The sequence below is a fragment of the Streptomyces sp. NPDC048277 genome (assembly GCF_040652235.1).
Taxonomy (GTDB): Bacteria; Actinomycetota; Actinomycetes; order Streptomycetales; family Streptomycetaceae; genus Streptomyces.
Map to the genome: position 1 here is coordinate 457,437 of NZ_JBEZLQ010000005.1, position 21,030 is coordinate 478,466.

Consider the following 21,030-nt stretch of genomic DNA (forward strand, 5'->3'; position numbering starts at 1 on the left):
GTTACTCACTGCTCCTTGCTCCCACCCGTACGCAGTCGGCAGCCGATTCACTCAAGGCACGTACAGAATCGTAACCAAAGGATTCGGAGCGGCCGGGCCCCCGGATTGGTCCTGAATCAAAAAAGATGGATGGCGAGGTGTCCGAGGGGCAGACCGAGCCGCCACGCGGGGGTCCACACCTTCGGTCCGTCGTCCTCGCCGAACACCGAACCGCCGCCCGGCACCGCGTCCAGGTCGGGCGCCAGGAGCTCGGTCTCCTCCAGCCAGCGCCACGCGGCCGCGGCCAGATCGAGGTCCGGTGCGGGAGCGCCCGACTCCAGCGCCTCGGTGGCCAGCCCTGCCAAACGTTCCCTTACCCAGTCCTGCCACGGCTGGTCGTACGCCGTGAGCGAAAGCCAGGTCTCCAACTGGGACACGACCCGGATGCCCGACAGTTCGCCGTCCGTGTCGGAGAGGAAGATGGTCAGCGCCAGCGCGTCCCGGCCGGCCCGGAACTCGAAGGACGTCGGTGGCATGAGATCGCCGGTGCGCAGCAGCTCGTCGGCGATGTACTCGGCGTACAACCAGGCCATCGGGACCGCCAGTTCCCCGCTCCCGGCCCCGTCCGTGCTCTCTTGACCTCTGTGCAGCATCCCGTCCTGCCTTCCTCCGGTGCGCGCGTGGCCCCGACCCCGGGTCCGTCCCTCTCCCGGCGCGGAACACGGATGAAGACAGCTGATTGCCCAAACATGGTCCTCAGCAAGGCGCTTTACCGAGGTTTGACCTGGCCTACGGTTTCAGCGCAGGTCGGGTGCATAACCCGGTAGCACACGGCGCAGGGCGCGTAGCGCGTAGTACGCGCGGGACTTCACGGTACCGGCTGGAATCCCGAGGGTTTCGGCGGCTTCCGCAACACTCGCCCCGTGGAAATACACCAGCACCAGGACTTCACGGTGTTCCGGGGTGAGAGTCTTCACAGCCTCCCGGACGTCGAGCGTCGCGGCGGCCCGTTCGGCGTGGTCGCCGATCGCCCGGGTGTTCTCCAGGACGGCGTCGTGCACCTCGGGCGGGCGCGCCTGCCGGGCCCGGCGCGCGTCGATGGCGAGCCGCCGGCCGACGGTCAGCAGCCAGGGCAGCACGGAGTCGAAGTCGTCGGCGCGCAGTGCCTCGGGGTGCTGCCAGGCGCGCACCAGGGTCTCCTGGACGAGGTCCTCGGCCCGCTGCCGGTCCCCGTCGCTGAGCCGCAGCAGCAGCGCGAAGAGCGGTCGGCCGTGTTCGCGCTGGAGCGCGGCGAGCTCGTGCTCGGCGGTCGTCGACCCGCGGGGAAGCCCGTGAGGAAGGGTGGTTCCGGCCGTCATGGCCGTATGGCATCGCAGGGCCGGGCCGGGGGACAGGGTGCGCACAGGGATCTGCGGCGGACGGTCGATCGCGTCGGCGAACGGTGCGACGAACGGTCCGTCATACCCCGTACCCGACCCGGATGGGTCAATCGGGACGCCTGAGTTGTTTGCGGTCCGGCTCGCCTTCGTACCCATTGATCTGTAAATCGGACAAGGCTTGCGACTCTGGGGTGCTCCTGATGATCAATCGCCGACGCCAGGCGGCCCTGGCCCTGACCGCCCTCCTCGCCGCCGCGGCCGCCTGCCAGAACTACGAACGGCAGGAGAGCGCCGCCCCACCCGGCCCACCGGCGCCCGCCGTGGCCGCCCCCAGCGGCTTCACCCTCGTCGCCTCCGGTGACGTCCTGCCGCAGAAGTCCGCGATCGACCACGCGAACCTCGACGCGGGCGGCAACGGCTACGACTTCGGCCCGATGCTCGCCGGCGTCGCACCCGTCGTCTCCCGCGCCGATCTGGCCCTCTGCCACCTGGCGACCGTCTCCGGCGCCGACGGCGACCAGACCGGCCTCACCTCGCCGCCGCAGCTCGCCACGGGCCTCGCCGCCATCGGCTACGACGGCTGCTCCACCGCCTCCGACCGCGCCCTCGACGACGGCGCCGCCGGCATCGCGCGCACCCTCGCCGCCCTGGACCAGGTCGGCCTGCGGCACACCGGCACCGCCCGCACCCAGGCCGAGGCCGGCTCCCTCACGCTGCTGAACGCGGGCGGCGCCCGCGTCGCCGACCTCTCCTACACCTTCGACGTCAACGGCAACTCCCTGCCGCCCGGAGAGCCCTGGGCGGTCAACCTCCTCGACGAGAACCGCATCCTCGCCGACGCGCGGGCCGCCCGGAAGGCCGGCGCCGACGTGGTCGTCGTCTCCGCGCACTGGGGCACCGACGGACAGGACGCCCCCGACCAGCAGCAGCTCACCCTCGCCAAGCGGCTCACCGCGGCGCGCACCGGCGGCCGCCCCGACATCGACCTGGTCCTCGGCACCCATGCCCACATTCCGCAGGCCTACGAGAAGGTCAACGGCACCTGGGTGGTCTACAGCCTCGGCGACCAGATCGCCGGCGAGATGAACGACCGCAAGGGCCACCAGGACCCGCGCGGCAACGAGTCCACCCTCGCCCGCTTCACCTTCACCCCGCCCAGCCGCCCGGGCGGCCGCTGGGAGGTCGCCAAGGCCGAGTTCATCCCGCAGCTCTACGATCTCGACGCCGGCCGGGTCGTCGACCTCAACGCGGCCATCGACCAGGGCGCCGACTACACCGCCGTACGCGACGCCATCCGCGACGTCGTGCTCGGCCGCGGGGCCGCCAAGGACGGGCTGGTCATGGGGGAGTAGCCGAGGTCATTCGACGTCGACGTGGTCGAACGTCCTCAGCAGCTGTGTCAGCACCCGCACGCACGCCGTGATCTCGGCGTCGGTCAGATCGCCGCCGACCTGCCGGTTCAGGGCGTGCTCACGGGCGAGGACCGCCGTGATGACGGTCCGGCCCTCGTCGGTGAGCCGGATCAGGGAGGAGCGCTGGTGCGCCGGGTTGGGGGTGACCTCGGCCCAGCCGCGCGCCACCGCGTCGTTCACCGTGCGCTGCACGAACTGCCGGCTCAGCGCCATGATCCGGCCCATCTGAGGCACCGTCATGGGCTCGTACCGGCGCAGCAGATCCAGTACCGAGCGCACGCCGACGGAGGCCCCCTCGATCTGCTCGCCCTGCTCGATCTTGCGGAAGGCGCGCCGGTAGAGCGGGCCGATCAGATCGAACACCTCGGTGATGCGGTCGCCCAGCTCGTCGGGGGCGAGGGGCTTGTCGATGTCGTTCACCCGGCCATCATGCACCCCGGCCAACATGACAACCTGGTTGTCAAAACTCCCCGAAGATGACACCTTGGTTGTCATGAATGGTGCTGCGGACGTCCGCTTCCTCCCGTCCTCCGACGGCGACCTCGCCTACCTCGACACCGGCTCCGGCGATCCCGTGGTCCTGCTCCACTCCGGGTACGTCGACCACCGCTTCTGGCGCGAGCTGGTTCCCGTGCTCGCCGCCGAGTTCCGGGTGATCGCCCCGGACGTGCGCGGCCACGGCTGGTCCGCCAATGCGAGCAGGCCCTTCCGCTGGGCCGACGACCTCGCCGAACTCCTGCGCCACCTGGACGCCGGGCCCGCCGTCCTCGTCGGCCTGTCCATGGGCGGGGTGATCGCCACCGACACCGTGCTGGAACACCCGGAGCTGGTCCGCGCGGTGGTCACCTGCGGCGCCGTCACCGGCGACTTCCAGTACACCGACTGCTGGCACAAGGGCCTCCAGGCCGAGAACGCCCGCGCTCTCGGCGCCGGTGACATCAAGGGCTGGCTCGACGCCTTCCTGCGGGGCGTGGCCGGCGAGCACCGGTCCGTCGCCGACCTCGACCCGGACATCCCGCGCCGACTGCGGGAGATGGCCCTGCACACGATCTCCAAGCACACCCCCGGCGAGCCGGACCACCACGTCCAGGTGACCGACTCCTGGCCCCGGGTGCCGAAGATCGACGTACCGGTCCTCGCGATCAACGGCGGCCTGGAACCCGCCGACCTGCTCGCCGCCGCCGACCGCCTCGCCCGCGAGGTCCCGAACGGCCGCGCCGAGGTCGTCGAAGGGGTCGGCCACTACCCGAACCTGGAGAAGCCCGAGGTCTTCAACCCCCTCCTGCTCGACTTCCTCCGGGCCCTCTAACGCCCGGCCAGCCGCGACCGCTTGTACGAGTAGCCGAAGTAGACCACGCACCCGATCACGAACCAGACCGCGAACCGCACCCAGGTCTGCCACTTCAGGAACGTGATCAGCCACACCGAGAAGACGACACCCAGCGCGGGCACGAACGGCATCCACGGCGTACGGAAGGCGCGCGGGAGCTCCGGCTGCCGGTAGCGCAGCACGATCACCGCCACGCACACCACCACGAACGCCAGCAGGATGCCGATGTTGGTGAGTTCGGCCGCCTCGCCGATCGGCACGAACCCGGCGAGGAGCGCCGACGCCACCCCGACGATCCATGTCACCCGGGTCGGCACGTGCCGCGTCGGGTGCGTCTTCGCGAACCACGCGGGCAGCAGCCCGTCCCGGGACATGGCGAACCACACCCGGGTCACTCCCAGCATGAACGTGAACATGACCGTGAGGATGCCGATGATCGCCCCCACCGCGATCACGTCCGCGAGCCCGCTCAGCCCCACCGACTTGAACGCCGTCGAGAAGCCGCTCTCCGGGTCGATGTCCTTGTAGTTCTGCATACCGGTCAGCACCAGACAGGCCGCCACATACAGCACCATCGAGATCGCCAGCGAGTAGATGATCGCCTTCGGCATGTGCCGCTGCGCGTCCTTCGACTCCTCGGCCGCCGTCGACATCGCGTCGTACCCGAAAACCGCGAAGAACACCGTCGCCGCTCCGGTGAACGCCCCGCTGATGCCGAACGGGAAGAACGGGTGGTAGTTGGCCGTGGTGATGTGGAACATGCCGACGCCGATCACCACCAGCACCACCAGTACCTTCAGCACGACCACGAACGTCTCGAAGCGGGCCGCGCTGCGGATGCCCAGGTTGAGCAGGTAGGCGATCAGGAGGCAGAGCAGCGCGGCGAACAGGTCGACGCGGTGGCCGGCGCCGGTGCCGGGGGCGCCGAGCATCCAGGGCGGCAGATGCGCGCCCATCTCCCCGACCAGGAAACCGAAGTACCCGGAGATGCCGATCGCGACCACCGCCACGATCGCCGTGTACTCCAGGAGCAGGTCCCAGCCGATGAACCAGCCCGCGAACTCGCCGAGCACCGCGTAGCCGTACGTGTACGCCGACCCCGCCTTCGGGATCAGACCGGCGAACTCGGCGTACGACAGCGCGGCGCAGGCGCTCGCCAGACCGGCGATGAGGAACGACACCAGGACGGCGGGACCTGCCGTCTCGTTGGCCACCGTGCCGGCGAGGGTGAAGATGCCCGCGCCGATGATGCCGCCCACACCGATCGCGGTCAGCTGCACCAGCCCCAGCGATCTGTCGAGCCGGGCGCCCTCGGTGACCTCCGTCTCCTCGATGTGTTCGATGGGTTTGCGACGGAGAATTCCTTCACCCGGACGGAGCTTGGCCATGTGCCTCACCTCTTCGCCGATCGCGAACGACTGACGGCCGATCATGATGGCCCAGGGGCGCCACAGACGGAAGACGCCACGCAAGCCCCAGACCCCCTCCGAACCCCCGCCCCACCACACACCCACTCCCGCCCACCCGCCACGCCCGCCTTCAGCCCACCCGCCGGTAGCCCGCGCGTCGCCCGCGTGCCGCCTGCCCGCCCGCGGGTCGGCCGCGTGCCCGTCTGTCGACCGCTTGCTTGCCGCCCGTCTGTCGGCCGCTCGCACGCCTGCCTGCCTTCGGCCCGCGTGTCGGCCGCCCGTCCGAGAGTCGACCGCTCGCGCGCGCGTTGGCCGCGTGCCAGGCCACCCGCGTGTCGATCGCTCGTCCGTGCATCGGTCCTCCGGTCGGGGCAGTGTTCCTCGCCGTGTGGGTCCATGGCGTCGTCGTACAACCAATGGTTGTGGCATCCCATCCCGGAGTTGTTTGATTCGGTGGCCACCTGGCCGTTTTCATGTCCGGGGTCAACGGGAGGTTGTGCATGGGGCGGCGGTTCGGGTGGCTGTGGGCCGCGTACTCGGTGAGTGCGCTGGGCACCTATCTCGCCTTCGACGCGTTCTCGGTGATCGCGGTCATCGCGCTGCACGCCGGCTCCGCCGAGGTCGCGCTGCTCGCGGCGACCGGGCCCGCGGTGGGCGCCGTGGCGGCGGTGCCGCTCGGACCGTGGGTGGAGTTCCGGCTCAAGCGGCCGGTGATGATCGCCATGGACCTGGTCAGGTTCGCCGCACTGCTCACCATCCCCGTCGCCTACGCGCTCGGCGGCCTCGGGCTCGGCCAGATGCTGCTCGTCTCCGCCCTCGTGGCGGCCGCCGACATCACCTTCAACGCGGCCTCCGGCGCCTTCCTGAAGAGCCTCGTCCCGGCCGACCGGCTGCTCGGCGCGAACGCCCGCTTCGAGTCCACCAACTGGACCGCACTGGTCCTCGGACCGCCCCTCGGCGGCGCCGCGATCGGCCTGTTCGGCCCGGTCACCACGGTCGTGGCCAACGCGGTCAGCTTTCTGCTGTCGGCGCTCGGCATCCGGGCCGTCGGCGGCGGCGAGCCCCGCCCCGAGCACCGGAACGCGGAGCGCCTACGGGCCGGCGACCTGCTGGAGGGCTGGCGGTACATCCTCTCCAGCCCGGACCTGCGCCCGCTGTTCCTCAACAACCTCGCGGCCAACGCCCTGATCATGGTCGCCGTCCCGCCACTGGCCGTCCTCATGCTCGGCCCCCTCGGCTTCGCCCCCTGGCAGTACGGCCTCGCCTTCGCCGTGCCCTGCCTCGGCGGCCTCCTGGGCGCCCGGCTGGCCCGTCCGCTCGTCGCCCGCCACGGGCAGCGGCGGGTGCTGCGCACCTCGGGCATCCTGCGCGTCGTCTGGCCCCTCGGACTGGCCTTCGTCCGGCCCGGGCCGCCCGGACTGCTGCTGGTGATGGCCCTGGAGTTCGGGGTGATCACCTGCTCGGGCGTCTACAACCCGGTGTACGTCACCCGCCGCCTGGAGTGCACCCCGGACGACCGGGTCGCCCGTACCCTGTCCGCCTGGTCGATCTCCAGCAAGGCCACCACGGCCACCCTGACGGCCCTGTGGGGCCTGCTGGCAAGCCTCACCGGCCCCCGCACCGCGATCGCCGCCGCAGGCGTCCTGCTCCTGGCGACCCCACCACTGCTCCTGAAGGCACCGGCCAGGGCACTCGCTCCTGAGGGCACCGGCTAGGGCACTACCGTCACCGGCCACCGTCCCGCCTTCACCAGGCGGATCGCCACCGAGCCGATGATCCGGTGCCCGGCCTGTTCGGAGGCGCCCACCACGACCGCGTCCGCCTTCAGCTCGTCCGCCGCCTTCACCAGGCCGTTGTAGGCGTCGCCGCGGAAGGTGTGGAACTCCCAGCGGATCTCGTATATCCCCTTGAGACGCTCGGTGGCGTCCCTGATCTCCGCGATCAGCTGCTCCGCGATCTCGTCGGTCGTCTCCGCCACCGGCGCCCCGAGCGCCGCGCCGGCCGCCAGCACCGGCTGCACGTACACCACGGCCAGCAGCGCGTGCTGCCGCCGCGCCAGACCGCCGGCATAGGAGGCCGCGCGCCACGAGGAGTCCGAGCCGTCCACGCCGACCATGATGACCTTGGGTCCGTCCGTGCCCCGCTCGAACCGGTGTTGTTCCGCCACGGTCCGAGGCTATCGGAACACGCAGCTCCGGAACGCGCCCGGGGCCGCTCGACGGGCGGGCCGGGCAGGCCCTTCCTACAGTCGGAACATGAGTGCCGCCGTGGAGCCCGCCACGGGCAGGGAGCCGGCGGGCCCGATACGCCCGCCCGGCGGCGGGCGACTGACCTGGGTGCCGGAGGCCTTCGGGACCTTCTTCGGCGCCCTCGCCCTGCTGTGCGCCCTGCTCTCCTTCATCGCCCCGCTGCGCGTGCTGCTGCACCCGGTCGTCGACTTCCTCGACGCCGTCGTGGTGCCCGTCAGCCCCAACCTGGCCTACGCCGTCTTCCTGTTCCTCCTCGCCGGCGCCACCGCCGCCCGCAAGAAGGTCGCCTGGTGGCTGGTGGTCAGCTACCTCGGCCTGCTGGTGCTGGCCGACGTCCTGACGGTCGCCTTCGGCTTCGACTGGTACGCGTTCAGCTCACTGCTGGTGTGCGGGCTCGCCCTGGCCCTGCTGATCGTGGCGAGACGGGAGTTCTACGCCGCCTCCCGCCGGGCCGCCCTGCGCAGGGCGCTCGCCGTCCTGCTGATCGGCCTGGTGGTGGCGATCCTGGCCGGCTGGGGCCTGGTCTCGCTCTTCCCCGGCACGCTCCCGCACGGCCAGCACCTCGCCTGGGCGGCCGACCGGGTCTGCGGCGGCCTGGTCTCCATCCACACCTACGCCGGCCGCCCGCCCCGCTTCGTCGCCTTCCTCCTCGGTCTCTTCGGCGCCCTCGCCCTGCTCAACGCCGCCGCCACCCTGTTCCGTTCACAGCGCCTGGAAGCGGCCCTGCACGGCGACGAGGAGGCCCGTATCCGCGCCCTCCTCAAGGCCTACGGCGACCGGGACTCCCTCGGCTACTTCGCCACCCGGCGCGACAAGGCCGTGGTCCTCTCGCCCAGCGGCAAGGCCGCCGTCACCTACCGCGTCGAGGCCGGCGTCTGCCTGGCCAGCGGCGACCCCGTCGGCGACCCGGAGGCCTGGCCGCACGCCATCGCAGCCTGGCTGGACGTGGCCCGCCGGCACGCCTGGGTGCCCGCCGTGATGGGCGCCTCCGAGGACGGCGCCAAGGCCTACGTCCGCTCCGGGCTCGGCGCCCTGCAACTCGGCGACGAGGCCATCCTGCACATCGCCGACTTCGACCTGGGCGGCCGTGACATGCGGGTCACCCGGCAGGCCGTCAACCGCGTCCGGCGCACCGGTGCCACCACCCGCATCCGCCGCCACGCCACCCTCACCGAGGCCGAGATGGAGGAGGTCGTCGACAAGGCCGACGCCTGGCGCGACACCGAGACCGAGCGCGGCTTCTCCATGGCCCTGGACCGGCTCGGCGACCCCGCCGACGGCGACTGCCTCCTGGTCGAGGCCCTGGCCGAGGACGGCCGGCTGCTCGCCCTGCTCTCCTTCGTCCCCTGGGGCGGCGACGGCGTCTCGCTCGACCTGATGCGCCGTGACCGCGCCGCACCCAACGGGGTCATGGAGTTCATGGTCGCCGACCTGTGCACGGCCGCCCCCAAACTGGGCGTCCACCGCATCTCGCTGAACTTCGCGGTCTTCCGCTCGGTCTTCGAGGAGGGCGCCCGCATCGGCGCCGGCCCGGTGCTGCGCCTGTGGCGCCGGCTGCTGCTCTTCTTCTCCCGCTGGTGGCAGCTGGAGGCCCTGTACCGCTCGAACGCCAAGTACCAGCCCGAGTGGTACCCGCGGTTCATCTGCTACGGCGAGACCGCCTCCCTCGCCCGTATCGGCCTCGCCTCCGGAATCGCCGAAGGCTTCGTCTCCGTACCGTCCCTGCGCAAACTCTGGGGAAAGGGGCACCCGAAGGCGGGCCCGCAGCCCGAAGGGCTGCCGTCGCCACCGGTGCCCGGTCTCGAAGGAGGGGACGAGGCCGGGCCCGGCCCACCGGGCACGGGCCTGCCGGACCAGTTCCGGGTGCGCCGGCAGAAGCTGGACCGGCTGCGTGCGGCGGGCGTCGACCCCTACCCGGTGGCGACCGTCCGGCCCACACGCGCCCTCGCCGACGTCCGCGCCGGCGAGACGGTCACCGTCGCCGGGCGGATCATGCTGGTCCGCGACTTCGGGGGCATCGTCTTCGCCGTGCTGCGCGACTGGTCGGGGGACCACCAGCTCGCCCTCACCCGCGAGGGGTCGGGACCCGCCCTGGACCGGTTCACCGCCGACACCGACATCGGCGACCAGATCACCGCCACCGGCCGGGCCGGCGTCAGCGACAAGGGTGAGCCCACCCTCTTCGTCACCGACTGGCAGCTCACCGCGAAGTGCCTGCGCCCGCTGCCCGACAAGTACCGCGGCCTCGCCGACCCCGAGGCCAGGGTCCGCCGCCGCTACCTCGACCTCGCCACCAGCCCCGCCGCCCGTGCCGTGCTGCGCGCCCGCTCCACCGTCGTCCAGGCGCTGCGCCAGGGCCTCCTCGACCGGGGCTACCTGGAGGTCGAGACCCCGATGCTCCAGCAGATCCACGGCGGCGCCAACGCCCGCCCCTTCACCACCCACAGCAACGCCTACGACCTCGACCTCTATCTGCGCATCGCCCCCGAGCTGTACCTGAAGCGGCTGTGCGTCGGTGGTCTGGAGAAGGTCTTCGAACTCGGCCGCACCTTCCGCAACGAGGGCGTCTCCCACAAGCACAACCCCGAGTTCACGATGCTGGAGGCCTACCAGGCGTACGCCGACTACGACGTGATGCTCGACCTCACCCGCGAGCTGATCCAGGGCGCCGCGACCGCCGCCTTCGGCGCGCCGGTCGCCCGCAGGGACGGGCTGGAATACGACATCTCGGGCGACTGGCCGGTCAAGACCGTGTACGGGGCGATCTCCGAGGTGCTGGGGGAGGAGATCGGCCCCGGCAGCGAACTGCTGCGGCTGCACCGGCACTGCGACCGCGTCGGGGTGCCGTACACCGCGGACGACGGGCCGGGTGACGTCGTCCTGGAGATGTACGAGCGCCTGGTCGAGGAGCGGACCGAGCTGCCCACCTTCTACAAGGACTTCCCGACCGACGTCTCCCCGCTCACCCGGCAGCACCGCGCCGACCCGCGGCTCGCCGAGCGCTGGGACCTGGTCGCCTTCGGGACCGAACTCGGCACCGCCTACTCGGAGCTGACCGACCCGGCCGAACAGCGTCGCCGGCTCACCGCCCAGTCGCTGCTCGCCGCCGGCGGGGACCCCGAGGCGATGGAACTCGACGAGGACTTCCTCGACGCCCTCGAGTACGCCATGCCGCCGACCGGCGGGCTCGGCCTCGGCGTCGACCGGCTGGTCATGTTCCTCACCGGCCTGACGATCAGGGAGACGCTGCCGTTCCCGCTGGTCCGCCGCCGCTGAACAGAGCGCCGGAAGGTCGCTGAAACCTTCCGGCTCTGGGCCGTGCGGGTGTTTTCCTCCCGCCGCACCGGTGGCTATGTGGTGCGCCGGAGCCCTGCCGGGCGACTGATGAGTCATGCAGAAGGATCAGTTGTTCACCCGGCGCCGGCTGCTGCTCGCCGGCGCCGCCGCTCTGGGGGCCGCGGGTACCGCGGGAGTCGTGCTGGCGAGCGACGCCGAGGACGCTGCCCGTACCGTCGTACCCGCCGCCGGACCGCCGGCCCGCTCGGCGCTCAAGTCGTCGGCCTTCCGGCTCCAGCCGCTGACCGGATACGGCCCGCCGCCCGCCGCGCCCCGCAAGCTCAAGGTCCGCAAGGAACCCATCATGGAGATCGACGGACGCGGCAGACGCATGATGCTCACCTTCGACGACGGCCCCAACCCGAACTACACCCCGCACATCCTGGACACCCTCGCCAAGTACGACGTGCGGGCGATGTTCTTCCTGTGCGGGGAGTGCATCGTCGTGAACCGGGAGCTGGTCGCGCGGATGGCCGACGAGGGCCATGTCGTGGGCAACCACACCTGGACGCATCCGCTGCTGACCACCATGAACCGCAGTGAGATCCGCGACGAGATGGCGAGCACCAGCGACGCCATCGAGGACACCTACGGCGAGCGCCCCCAGTGGTTCCGCGCCCCCTACGGCGCCTGGAACCGCGCGGCCTTCCAGCTCGGTGCCGAGATGGGCATGGAGCCGATGGCCTGGACCGTCGACAGCACCGACTGGACGACCCCGGGCACCCGCACCATCGTCGACATCGTCGAGAACGGCGCCGCCCCCGGCGTCGTGGTCCTCTCCCACGACGCCGGGGGCGACCGCTCCCAGAGCGTCAAGGCCCTGCGCGAGTACCTGCCCTACCTGCTGGACAACGGCTACCACCTGACCGTCCCGCGCCGCCGTACGTGAACGGGCTTTCGCCCGCCCGGTGGTGGCCTCAGCGGGCCCCGACCAGGCGGGCGAACACCACGACGTTCCCGTCGTAGCCGTTCTGCTTCGAGAAGCCGCCGCCGCAGGTGATGACGCGCAGTTCCGCCGTGCCCTTGGAACCGTAGACCCGGTCGCTCGGGAAACCGGCCTTCGCGAAGACCTCGATTCCGTAGATCTCGAAGATCGCGGTCCTGCCGTCCTTCCGGTCGACCTCGATCTGGTTTCCCTTCTTGAGGGAACCGAGACCGTAGAACACCGCCGGACCCTTGGTGTTGTCGACATGGCCGACGACGACGGAGGTGCCCTTTTCGCCCGGCGAGACGCCCCCGGAGAACCAGCCGGCCAGATTGGGGTCGTCCGGCGGCGGCGCCGCGATCCAGCCGTCCGAGTCCAGGCCCACCGCCATCACGGGCGCGTCGACCCGGATCGCGGGGATCCTGATCCGGTCCGCCGCCGCGAACGGCAGCGCGGGGGCCGCCGTGGCGAAGGTGTCCGGAACCGTGGTACGGCTGTCAGGGGCGGCGGCGGAGGCCGGCTGCGGCGGACCGACGTCGAACTCGCCCGAACCATTCCGAATGAGCGCCAGACCGGTCAGCAGAACAAGCGCTATCACGCCCCAAGGGGCACGCTTTCTCCGGCGCTCCTCCTCCTCGGCCAGTTCGGAAAGTTCGGACGCAGACATTCGCCATCCCCTCTCGACGCGGCTGCCGCCATGTCCGTATCACGCATGGGAAAACGCTAAGTCCCGCGCGCGCGGGCGGCGACGGGGTGACGGGCGAACGGGTGGCCGGAGCCCATTCCGGTGCGCCATCCGAGTTGCCGTTCTCAGGATTTTTCTGACGGTCCGTGACCTGCGGCAATATCCGATTGTGCGCTTTTCTGACGGCGTGTCCGCTCACCAGGACGGACCATTCTCGACATGCGGGCGTGTTCAAGGCATCTGAGGGTCTATTCGGGAGGTGCTTTCTCGCCGATCGACCGGGGACGGTTCCCGGGGCGCCTTCCGCGGAGGAAGAGATGCGAAACTCACGTGTGCTGGCGGCCGCGTGCACAGTGGTCGCCGTTCTCGGAGCCGCCGCCCCCATGGCCGTCGCGGACGGCATGGGCAACGGTGGCGGCCCGGCCAACACCCAGGCCCCGGTCGTCGGAGGGACGGGTGTCGGTGGTGTCGGTGGTGTGGGCGGGGTCGGTGGTGTCGGTGGTGTGGGCGGAGTGGGCGGGGTCGGCGGTGTGGCCGGAGTCGGTGGTGTGGGCGGGGTCGGCGGCGTTGCCGGTGTCGGCGGTGTCGGCGGTGTCGGCGGTGTCGGCGGTGTCGGCGGTGTCGGTGGTTTCGGCGTCGCCCCGGGTGTCGGAGGTGTCGGCGTCCCCGGGATCGCCGTCGTCCCCGGCTTCGGCGTGGGCGGGTTCGGCGGTGACGGGCGGTTCAACAACGGCTTCGGAGGGCGGGGCGGTGAGGGGTTCGGCGGGCGGGGCGGTGAGAGGTTCGGCGGGCGGGACGGTGAGAGGTTCGGCGACGAATTCGGCGGACGCGGGGACGGGCGCTTCGACTTCGGCGAAGGCGCGCGCAACATCGTCGCCCAGCCCAGGACGATCTCGAGCGGTGCCCGGCTCACCGTCACCGTCAACGACTGCCGCAGCGGCGTCATGACCTCCCGCGCCTTCCGGACGACATCGCTGTTCCCGTTCGGCGGGGACATGGCGCGCGGTGTGGCCACCATCGACCGGGACGCCCGCCCGGGGCCGTACGACATCACCGTGCGCTGTGACGGCCGGACCCTGACCCGGCCGAACGCCTTCACCGTGCTCGGCGGGGTGCGCGGTGGGCTCGGCGGCAGCGTGTCCAGTGGGGCCACCCCGACCGACATGGCGATCGGCGGCGGGCTGGTGGGCGCGTCCGTGCTCGCGGGCTGCGGCTTCTGGCTGCGCCGCCGTCACGAGAGGCGGTTCTGACCCCGACGCGCCGAGGCGCACACGTCGTCGACAGGTTCTCGCCCCGGGCCCTCGCGGAACCGGGGCGGGAGCCCGCGAGGTGACCGGTGGCCTGGAGGCGCTCAAGCCCCGTCCCCGCCGGCGTGCCTGCGCACGATGCGGTACGCCGTACCGACCGAGCCCACGACGAGCGCGGCGCCGAGGCCGATCTCCCCGAGGTCGAACCCGCCGAAGCTGCCGCCCGTACCGGCCTGGACACCGTGATTGGGCGGGAGGGGCTGCGGGTTGAGCTCCTGGTGGCTGCCGATACCGCCGTCCGCGCGAGCGTCGGTGCTTGCGTGGGTGCTGTTGCTGTTGCTGTTGCCGTCGGCGGTGCTGTCGTGCGCGCGCCCGTCGGTCCGTCCATCGTTCCGGCCGTCCGTGCGCGTGTCAGCGCGTCCGTCCGTACGGCCGTCGCCCTTTCCGCCGGAACCGCCGTCCGCGACGGCCAGTTCGGTCGACGCGGTCGCCCCGTCGCAGCTGAACGTGACCCGGTAGGAGGCCTGTGACCGCACGTCGCGGTCGACGGTGGCCGTCCCCGAGTCCTGCCCCGGCGGGATCCGTACCGTGTCGAACAGGCCCGAGGTGACCGTCGCGGCGCCCCGGCAGCTGTCGCCGCGGTTCAGGTGCAGGCTCACCCGGCCGCCCGCCGCGACGGTGGACGGCGTGACCCGGAAGCCGAGGGACGCGCTGTCACGGCTGCCGTCGCCCCGGTCGCCGCCGTCGTTCGCGAGGATGGCCGGAGCGGAGAGGGCGAGGGCGCCGAGGCCCAGGAGTGCGGCCGAAGCGACGCGTATCGCGCGCATGTGGTTCCTCCGGTCTCCGAGGAGCGGCTTGCGGACCTGTTCCGCCAGTGCCGGAAACGCACCTCGATGTTCGGAACGCTAGGAACATCCGTACATGCGCGCGAACGCAGTCGTGCGAACGGGGGATTCGGCTGGGCCGCCCGGGTGACGCGACTACGGCACCCGGGGGACACCGACGGCGCGCCGCCGACGTCCCCCGGGCTGGGTACTCGTCAGCCCTAGCCTCCGAGGTGCGGGAAGAGGGCCAGGAAGGGTTGCGACGTCGCTGTGATGCCCCGGCTGTACGGTTCGTCGAAGTCCCAGATCAGGAACAGCATGAAGGCGATGGTCGCGGAGAACAGGCCCGCCAGGATCAGCTCCCGCCGGGTGCGCCTGATCTGCAGCGCGAAGACCATGCCGATGGTGATCACGGCTCCGGTCAGCAGCCCGAACCACACCACGTTCGGCATGGTCGCCCCGGTCGAGTCGGCCCGGGCGCTGCGCGCCTGGTCGACGGCGGCCACCTGGTCCACCAGCGGCTGGTAGGCCTGGGCCTGGAAGTCGGTCTTCGGCTGGTAGTCGGTGACGTCCTGCCGGATCCTGGCGAGCAGATCGGCACCCTGCGGGGTGAGGTGCCCCTTGTCGGCCATCACCTTCCACTCCTTGTCGACGACCTGCCGGGTGTAGTCGTCGACGTCCGCGCGGATCCGGTCGCGGACGTCCGGCGGATACACCCGTACCCGCTCATAGATCTCGTGCAGCGCCTGCGCCTCCGCCTGCACATGGTCCTGGGCGGCGCTGCGGGCCTCCCACACCCCGGCCACGGCCAGGCCGAGGACGATGGCGTAGATGACGCCGATCCACATGGTCATGTACTCGATGACGTCCGGCGTCTCGGAGGGATCCTCGTCCTCCGCCGCCCTCTTGTCGCGTACGAGGGTGATGACGACCACCACGGCGACGGCCGCGAGCATCGCGAGGACGAGAACAAGCCAATCCGGCAACGGAAGCCTCCAGAAATCAGTGGGCCGGCCGTCAGCGCGCGCGGAACGCGGCGACGGCGATGATCGCGGGTACGGCGATGAGCAGGACGTAGGTGACCGGCGAGGTGCGGTTCGGGGCCGCCGCGCCGGTCGACTGGACGTGGTACGGCGGGTAGGTCACCGGGGTCGGCGACGGCCGCGGGGTGGGCTTCGGAGTCGGGGTGGGGGTCGGTGTCGGCGTCGGCCTCGGTTTGGGCCTGGGGGCCGGCGGCGGGGTGGGCGTGGGCCTCGGGGCCGGTGCCCGCCGGGGTGGTGGCGGTGCCGGGGCCGGTGGCGGGGTGGTGTGCGGCGGCCTCGGGGTGGGGGTGGGCCTGGGCTTGGGGGGCGGCTTCGGTGTCGGTGTGGGCGGCGGAGTGGGCGTGGGCGTCGGGGTCGGTGAGGGACAGGGCGGCGGTGTCGGTGCCGGACACGGCGGGGGACTGGGCCAGGAGCCGCCGGCGACGGCCACCGCGTGAACGCCGTCGGGGCCCGTCGAGGCAGAGGCGCAGGCGTCTGCCGACGCCGTGCCGACCGGGCAGCCCACCAGGGTCCACGTCAGCGCCAACAGGGCCAACGCCCTTGAGACGGGCGCACGTCGGATCGCTTCGGGTGCATGCACGACGGAGATCATGAGGCGTCGGGTGCCGTCGCACGCCGGAGTACGGAGGGAATGGCCCGAACGGGCGACATGTGGCGTAAACCGGTTTGAATCACACCGGTCTCCGAATGGCTCGAAGCGTACGCCCGTGCGGGACGGGGTCCTGGGGCGCGGTGTCCGGAAAGAAATTTCTGCGCCCGTTGAACACTCCGGCCCCCGGGATCCGTACCTGGTGTCGTGCGGCGGCGCAGAGGCGCTGCAAAATCCAGGCGATTATGGGGAGTTGACGATGAAGACCTCGTGGAGGAGCGCCTCGCTGGTGGCCACGGCCGCGGGGGTGATGGTGTTCGCGACGGCGTGCGGTTCGAACAACGCGACCACTCCGTCCTCGGCGGCCCAGAACGTCGGTGCCACGGCTCCGGCCGGCATCGGCAGCATCACCAACCCCTCCGCCTCCGCGTCCACCGGCGCGGGCAACGGCTACGGCGCCGACGGCAACCAGGCCTCCAGCTCTCCGGCCACGGTCCAGCCCGCGGGCAAGCTGACCGTGGCCAGCAACCCCGACCTGGGCAAGGTGCTGACCGACGGCAGCGGCCTCACCCTCTACCGTTTCGACGCGGACACCGCCAATCCCCCCAAGTCGAACTGTGACGGCGACTGCGCCACCACCTGGCCGCCGGTGCCCGCCGACGACGCCTCGGCCGGCGACGGCATCGACAAGGCGCTGCTCGGCGAGGTCACCCGCTCCGACGGCACCAAGCAGCTGACGGTCGGCGGCTGGCCGGTCTACCGCTACGCCAAGGACGTCAACGCCGGTGACGTCAACGGCCAGGGCGTGGGCGGCAAGTGGTTCGCGATCGCCCCCACCGGCAAGAAGGCCACGCTGGCCTCCCTGCCCGGTCTGTCCGTGCGCAAGGACGCCAAGCTCGGCGACATCATCGTCGACAAGAACGGCATGACCGTCTACCGCTTCATCAAGGACAAGGCATGGCCCAAGGTCGTCTCGAACTGCACCGGGGCCTGCCTGGTGAAGTGGCCGGCCGTCGCGGAGGTCGCCTCCAGCGACACCAAGGGCGTCGTGAAGAAGGGCCTGATGGGCTTCACCCGGCCCGACAACGGCCAGAAGCAGCAGACGGTCAACTGCTGGCCCATCTACACCTTCTCCGGTGACGCGAAGGCCGGAGACACCAACGGACAGGGCGTCGGCGGCACGTGGTACGCCGTCTCGCCCGAAGGAAAGCTGGTCGGCGCGCCGAACAGTTAGGGATCACCTCCCCAGGGTTGATCGCTCCGCCCAAGTCCACATTCGCGCATCGCGGAAGGGAGGGCAGAGGCCAGCGATAGTCCCGGACGACGAGACACAACGGCGCACGACCGCCCGCCCCCTCCACACCGCACGGAGGGGGCGGGCTCCTTCGTGTCCCGGGGGCTATTGATGCGCCCCGGCTGAAGCGCCCCGTCAGGGGCGCGGGGCTGTATCGATATGCGGCTCCGCCGCGTGGGCGCGAGCAACCACGAAGCACCCGCACCCGACGGAATACCCGAACACCCCCAAACCGAAGGCCGAATTCCCTGCTCCTGACCGGGAACGGACGGTCAATTTCCGTTTCGGCTCGCCCCGTTCGCAGGCGATCAGTAGCCTCTGCTCGAACACCGGATCGCCTAAGCCCTTGGAGAGATACATGGAGCGTCCCGCCTGGGCCCCACGGAGCATCGACATCACGGTGCCGAGCGTTTCCCGTATCTACGACTACTACCTGGGCGGTTCGCACAATTTCGAGGTCGACCGGGAAGCGGCCCGCAAGGCGATGACGTACATGCCGGGCCTGCCGAAGATCATGCAGGCCAACCGCGCCTTCATGCGCCGCGCCGTCCGCTACGCCGTGGGCACCGGCATCGACCAGTTCCTGGACATCGGCTCCGGCATCCCCACCTTCGGCAACGTCCATGAAGTGGCACAGGCCGAGCGCCCCGGCGCGCGCGTGGTGTACGTCGACCACGACCCCGTGGCCGTGGCGCACAGCGGCGCCGTCCTCGACGGCAACGAGGACGCGGACGTCGTGGCGGCCGACCTCCGCAAGCCCCAGGAGATCCTGGCGAGCCCTCAGGTGGAGCGCCTCATCGACTTGAATCGGCCAGTGGCCTTGCTCCTCGTTGCCATACTTCACTTCGTGGAAGACGCGGACGACCCGTACGGGGCAGTGGCACAGCTGCGCGACGCACTCGCGCCCGGCAGCCTCCTTGTTCTCACGCATGCCTCGTACGAGGGAATCCCGCTGCCGGCCGAGCGGGCCGAGGGCGCGGTGGACGTATACAAGGACATTCGCAACCCGCTGATCATGCGCTCACGCGACGAGATCGCAAGGTTCTTCGAGGGGTACGACATGGTGGAACCCGGACTGGTGCCGATGCCGCACTGGCGGCCGGAGTCGGCGCCGGAGGACGAGGATCCGTATGCCTTCTCCGGATTCGCCGGCGTGGGGATCGCGGCGTGATCGCGGAGCCGGACGGCCCGGAGGACAGACTGCGCCGGTTCGCGACGATCTGGAGCCGGGCGGTGTTCCCGGTGACCTCGACGTCCCTGACCCGGCCGGAGTTCGAGGAGCAGCTCCTGCCGCTCGCCCGCCGGCTGAGCGAGGTGCTGCTGGCGCACGGCTTCGACGCCGACGAGGCCCGGCAGGTCGGCGCCGCGCTCATCGACGCGCACTGCACCGACCCGGAGGCGCTCACCCGCTCCCTCGACTGCGTCGACGCGTATCTGGCGCTGTACTGCGGCGCGGACGGCCCCCAGGACGAGCTGCGGATGCGCTCCTCGCGGATCCAGCACGCGATGGCCGCCGGGTTCGCCCAGGCGCTGCGTGAGCGCACGCTGGCCGAGCAGGAGGCCATCGCCCAGGCCGCGTTGCGTGCCCAGGGCGTGGTCGCGCAGGCGCTGCACGCCAGCGAGGCCCGCTTCCGCGCGGTCTTCGAGGGCGCGGCCATAGGCGTCGGCATCGCCGATCTGGAGGGCAACATCCTCCAGGTGAACGGCGCGCTGCTGCGCATGTTCGGCGGCTCCGAGCAGGCCGTGCGCGGCCGCAACGTCAGGGAGTGGACGCATCCCGAGGACGCGCCCCAGACCTGGCGGCTCTACGAGGAGCTGGTGCGCGGCGAACGCGAGCACTACCACGTCGAGAAGGCGTTCAACCGCTCCGACGGAACGGTCCTGTGGACCAACCTGACCGTCTCCCTGCTCCGGGACGCGGACGGCGAGCCGCAGTACCAGCTGGCCCTCATGGAGGACACCACCGAGCGCCGGCTGCTCAACCTCCGGCTGCGCTACGAGGCCACCCACGACGCGCTCACCGGCCTGCCCAACCGCACGCTGTTCTTCGAGCGCCTGGAGAAGGCCCTGTCGGCCGGCGAGGGCCAGCGCTTCGGCCTGTGCTACCTCGACCTGGACGGCTTCAAGACCATCAACGACAGCCTCGGCCACTCGGCCGGCGACCGGCTCCTCGTGGAGGTCGCCGACCGGCTGCAGTCCTGTGCGACCGCACCCGGCGAGATGGTCGCCCGGCTCGGCGGCGACGAGTTCGTGGCGCTGACCACCGGACCGGACACCCAGCGCGAGGTCGACGACCTGGCCGACCGCATCATGAACGCGCTCGTCACCCCGATCAGCATCGACGGCCGCGCACTCATGGTCCGCGGCTCCATCGGCATCGTGGAGGGCCCGGCGGGCGAGCGCACCCCGGCGGAGGTGCTGCGCAGCGCCGACATCACGATGTACCGGGCCAAGTCGGCGGGCGGCAACCGCTCCGAGCTGGCCGACCCGGAGGCGGACGCCCGGGCGATCACCCGCCACGGTCTGACCACGGCGCTGCCCGCCGCCCTGGACCGCAACGAGTTCTTCATCGAGTACCAGCCGCTGGTCCACCTCGGCGACGGCAGTGTCCGCGGCGCCGAGGCCCTGGTCCGCTGGCTGCACCCGCAGCACGGCGTCCTCGGCCCCGACCGCTTCATCCCGCTGGCCGAACACACCGGTCTCATCGTCCCGTTGGGCCGCTGGGTCCTGGAGGAGTCCATCCGCCAGGCCCGCGAGTGGCGGGAACGCTACGGCGACGACACCGCCGCGGGCCCGCTGCGCATCAACGTCAACCTGTCCCCGTGCCAGCTGACCCACCCCGGCCTGGTCCAGGACACGGTGGAGATCCTGGAGCGGACCGGGGTGGCCCCCGAGGCCCTCTGCCTGGAGGTCACCGAGTCGGCGCTGATCGGCGCCGACGACGACCTCCTCAAGCCGCTGCGGCGCCTCGCCGAGATGGGCGTCGACATCGCCCTGGACGACTTCGGCACGGGCTACTCCAACCTCGCCAACCTCCGCCGTCTCCCGGTGAGCATCCTCAAGCTGGACCGCTCGTTCACCCAGAGCATGCAGCAGTTCCCGGCGGACCCGGTCGACCTCAAGATCGTCGAGGGGATCGTCTCGCTGGCCCACAGCCTGGACCTCGCGGTCACGGTCGAGGGCGTGGAGACGGGCGCCCAGGCCGAACAACTCCGCATACTGGGCTGCGACACGGCCCAGGGCTGGTACTACGCCCGCCCCGGCCCACCGGAGAGACTCCACGACCTCGCATTGGTGGACGCGACGGGTTGACCCGCCGACATCACAGG

The 21,030-nt window shown here is 71.3% G+C and carries 18 protein-coding genes and 1 pseudogene; 10 read left to right on the top strand and 9 right to left on the bottom strand.

Features of this window, described 5'->3' with window-relative positions:
• Nucleotides 1-116: 116 nt before the first annotated feature.
• Both AB0D85_RS14955 and AB0D85_RS14960 read right to left on the bottom strand, forming a co-directional pair.
• Nucleotides 117-632, bottom strand: a complete 516-nt coding sequence (locus tag AB0D85_RS14955) for a hypothetical protein (protein WP_362319087.1) — start codon at nt 630-632, stop codon at nt 117-119.
• Nucleotides 633-776: 144 nt separating this feature from the next.
• On the bottom strand, nt 777-1,337 hold the full coding sequence (locus AB0D85_RS14960; RefSeq protein ID WP_362319090.1) for a sigma-70 family RNA polymerase sigma factor: 561 nt from the start codon (nt 1,335-1,337) through the stop codon (nt 777-779).
• Between the two features lie 221 nt (nt 1,338-1,558).
• Here AB0D85_RS14960 and AB0D85_RS14965 point away from each other — a divergent pair, with 221 nt between their 5' ends.
• Entirely contained in the window at nt 1,559-2,710 is a 1,152-nt protein-coding gene (locus tag AB0D85_RS14965) for a CapA family protein (RefSeq protein WP_362319092.1), read from the top strand.
• A gap of 6 nt (nt 2,711-2,716) precedes the next feature.
• Here the strand turns inward: AB0D85_RS14965 and AB0D85_RS14970 are convergent, their stop codons facing one another.
• On the bottom strand, nt 2,717-3,190 hold the full coding sequence (locus AB0D85_RS14970) for a MarR family transcriptional regulator (protein ID WP_362319095.1): 474 nt from the start codon (nt 3,188-3,190) through the stop codon (nt 2,717-2,719).
• A 73-nt stretch (nt 3,191-3,263) separates the two neighbouring features.
• Here AB0D85_RS14970 and AB0D85_RS14975 point away from each other — a divergent pair, with 73 nt between their 5' ends.
• A complete protein-coding gene (locus tag AB0D85_RS14975) occupies nt 3,264-4,079 on the top strand; it encodes an alpha/beta hydrolase (protein ID WP_362319097.1) in 816 nt (271 codons plus the stop codon).
• On the opposite strand, the gene AB0D85_RS14980 is transcribed toward AB0D85_RS14975, so the two are convergent.
• Complete coding sequence (locus AB0D85_RS14980; protein WP_362319100.1) at nt 4,076-5,488, bottom strand: amino acid permease; 1,413 nt, start codon at nt 5,486-5,488, stop codon at nt 4,076-4,078. The two genes, AB0D85_RS14975 and AB0D85_RS14980, sit on opposite strands and share 4 nt — an antisense overlap.
• 521 nt (nt 5,489-6,009) lie before the next feature.
• Here AB0D85_RS14980 and AB0D85_RS14985 point away from each other — a divergent pair.
• Nucleotides 6,010-7,224, top strand: coding sequence for an MFS transporter (locus tag AB0D85_RS14985; protein WP_362319103.1), 1,215 nt, complete (start codon nt 6,010-6,012; stop codon nt 7,222-7,224).
• Here AB0D85_RS14985 and AB0D85_RS14990 read toward each other — a convergent pair.
• On the bottom strand, nt 7,221-7,625 hold the full coding sequence (locus AB0D85_RS14990) for a universal stress protein (RefSeq protein ID WP_362319301.1): 405 nt from the start codon (nt 7,623-7,625) through the stop codon (nt 7,221-7,223). The two genes, AB0D85_RS14985 and AB0D85_RS14990, sit on opposite strands and share 4 nt — an antisense overlap.
• A gap of 139 nt (nt 7,626-7,764) precedes the next feature.
• On the opposite strand from AB0D85_RS14990, the gene lysX reads away from it, so the two are divergent.
• Together lysX and AB0D85_RS15000 are read left to right on the top strand one after the other, a co-directional pair.
• Nucleotides 7,765-11,034 carry a bifunctional lysylphosphatidylglycerol synthetase/lysine--tRNA ligase LysX gene (lysX, locus tag AB0D85_RS14995; protein ID WP_362319105.1) on the top strand — a complete coding sequence of 1,090 codons (3,270 nt, stop codon included), beginning with the start codon at nt 7,765-7,767 and terminating at the stop codon, nt 11,032-11,034.
• A gap of 115 nt (nt 11,035-11,149) precedes the next feature.
• The gene (locus AB0D85_RS15000) at nt 11,150-11,983 is read left to right on the top strand and encodes a polysaccharide deacetylase family protein (protein WP_362319108.1); all 834 of its coding nucleotides are present in this window, start codon (nt 11,150-11,152) and stop codon (nt 11,981-11,983) included.
• A gap of 28 nt (nt 11,984-12,011) precedes the next feature.
• On the opposite strand, the gene AB0D85_RS15005 is transcribed toward AB0D85_RS15000, so the two are convergent.
• A complete protein-coding gene (locus tag AB0D85_RS15005; RefSeq protein WP_362319110.1) occupies nt 12,012-12,686 on the bottom strand; it encodes a class F sortase in 675 nt (224 codons plus the stop codon).
• Between the two features lie 884 nt (nt 12,687-13,570).
• Between AB0D85_RS15005 and AB0D85_RS15010 the strand changes: the two are divergent.
• Nucleotides 13,571-13,954, top strand: a pseudogene (locus AB0D85_RS15010) (hypothetical protein); the annotation flags it as partial.
• A 101-nt stretch (nt 13,955-14,055) separates the two neighbouring features.
• Here the strand turns inward: AB0D85_RS15010 and AB0D85_RS15015 are convergent.
• From AB0D85_RS15015 to AB0D85_RS15025, 3 genes are all read right to left on the bottom strand, one after another.
• Complete coding sequence (locus tag AB0D85_RS15015) at nt 14,056-14,778, bottom strand: hypothetical protein (RefSeq protein ID WP_362319113.1); 723 nt, start codon at nt 14,776-14,778, stop codon at nt 14,056-14,058.
• A gap of 218 nt (nt 14,779-14,996) precedes the next feature.
• Entirely contained in the window at nt 14,997-15,761 is a 765-nt protein-coding gene (locus tag AB0D85_RS15020; RefSeq protein ID WP_362319115.1) for a DUF4239 domain-containing protein, read from the bottom strand.
• A 31-nt stretch (nt 15,762-15,792) separates the two neighbouring features.
• Complete coding sequence (locus tag AB0D85_RS15025; protein WP_256216080.1) at nt 15,793-15,921, bottom strand: hypothetical protein; 129 nt, start codon at nt 15,919-15,921, stop codon at nt 15,793-15,795.
• A gap of 40 nt (nt 15,922-15,961) precedes the next feature.
• Between AB0D85_RS15025 and AB0D85_RS15030 the strand changes: the two genes are divergently transcribed.
• From AB0D85_RS15030 to AB0D85_RS15045, 4 genes are all read left to right on the top strand, one after another.
• The gene (locus AB0D85_RS15030) at nt 15,962-16,255 is read left to right on the top strand and encodes a hypothetical protein (RefSeq protein WP_362319119.1); all 294 of its coding nucleotides are present in this window, start codon (nt 15,962-15,964) and stop codon (nt 16,253-16,255) included.
• Between the two features lie 411 nt (nt 16,256-16,666).
• Nucleotides 16,667-17,641, top strand: coding sequence for an SCO0930 family lipoprotein (locus AB0D85_RS15035; RefSeq protein WP_362319122.1), 975 nt, complete (start codon nt 16,667-16,669; stop codon nt 17,639-17,641).
• 418 nt (nt 17,642-18,059) lie between these two features.
• Nucleotides 18,060-18,872 carry an SAM-dependent methyltransferase gene (locus tag AB0D85_RS15040; RefSeq protein WP_362319125.1) on the top strand — a complete coding sequence of 271 codons (813 nt, stop codon included), beginning with the start codon at nt 18,060-18,062 and terminating at the stop codon, nt 18,870-18,872.
• Nucleotides 18,869-21,013 (top strand): EAL domain-containing protein, encoded by a 2,145-nt coding sequence (locus AB0D85_RS15045; RefSeq protein ID WP_362319128.1) that lies wholly within the window; start codon nt 18,869-18,871, stop codon nt 21,011-21,013. The genes AB0D85_RS15040 and AB0D85_RS15045 overlap by 4 nt, the downstream gene beginning before the upstream one ends.
• The last annotated feature ends 17 nt before the right edge of the window (nt 21,014-21,030 follow it).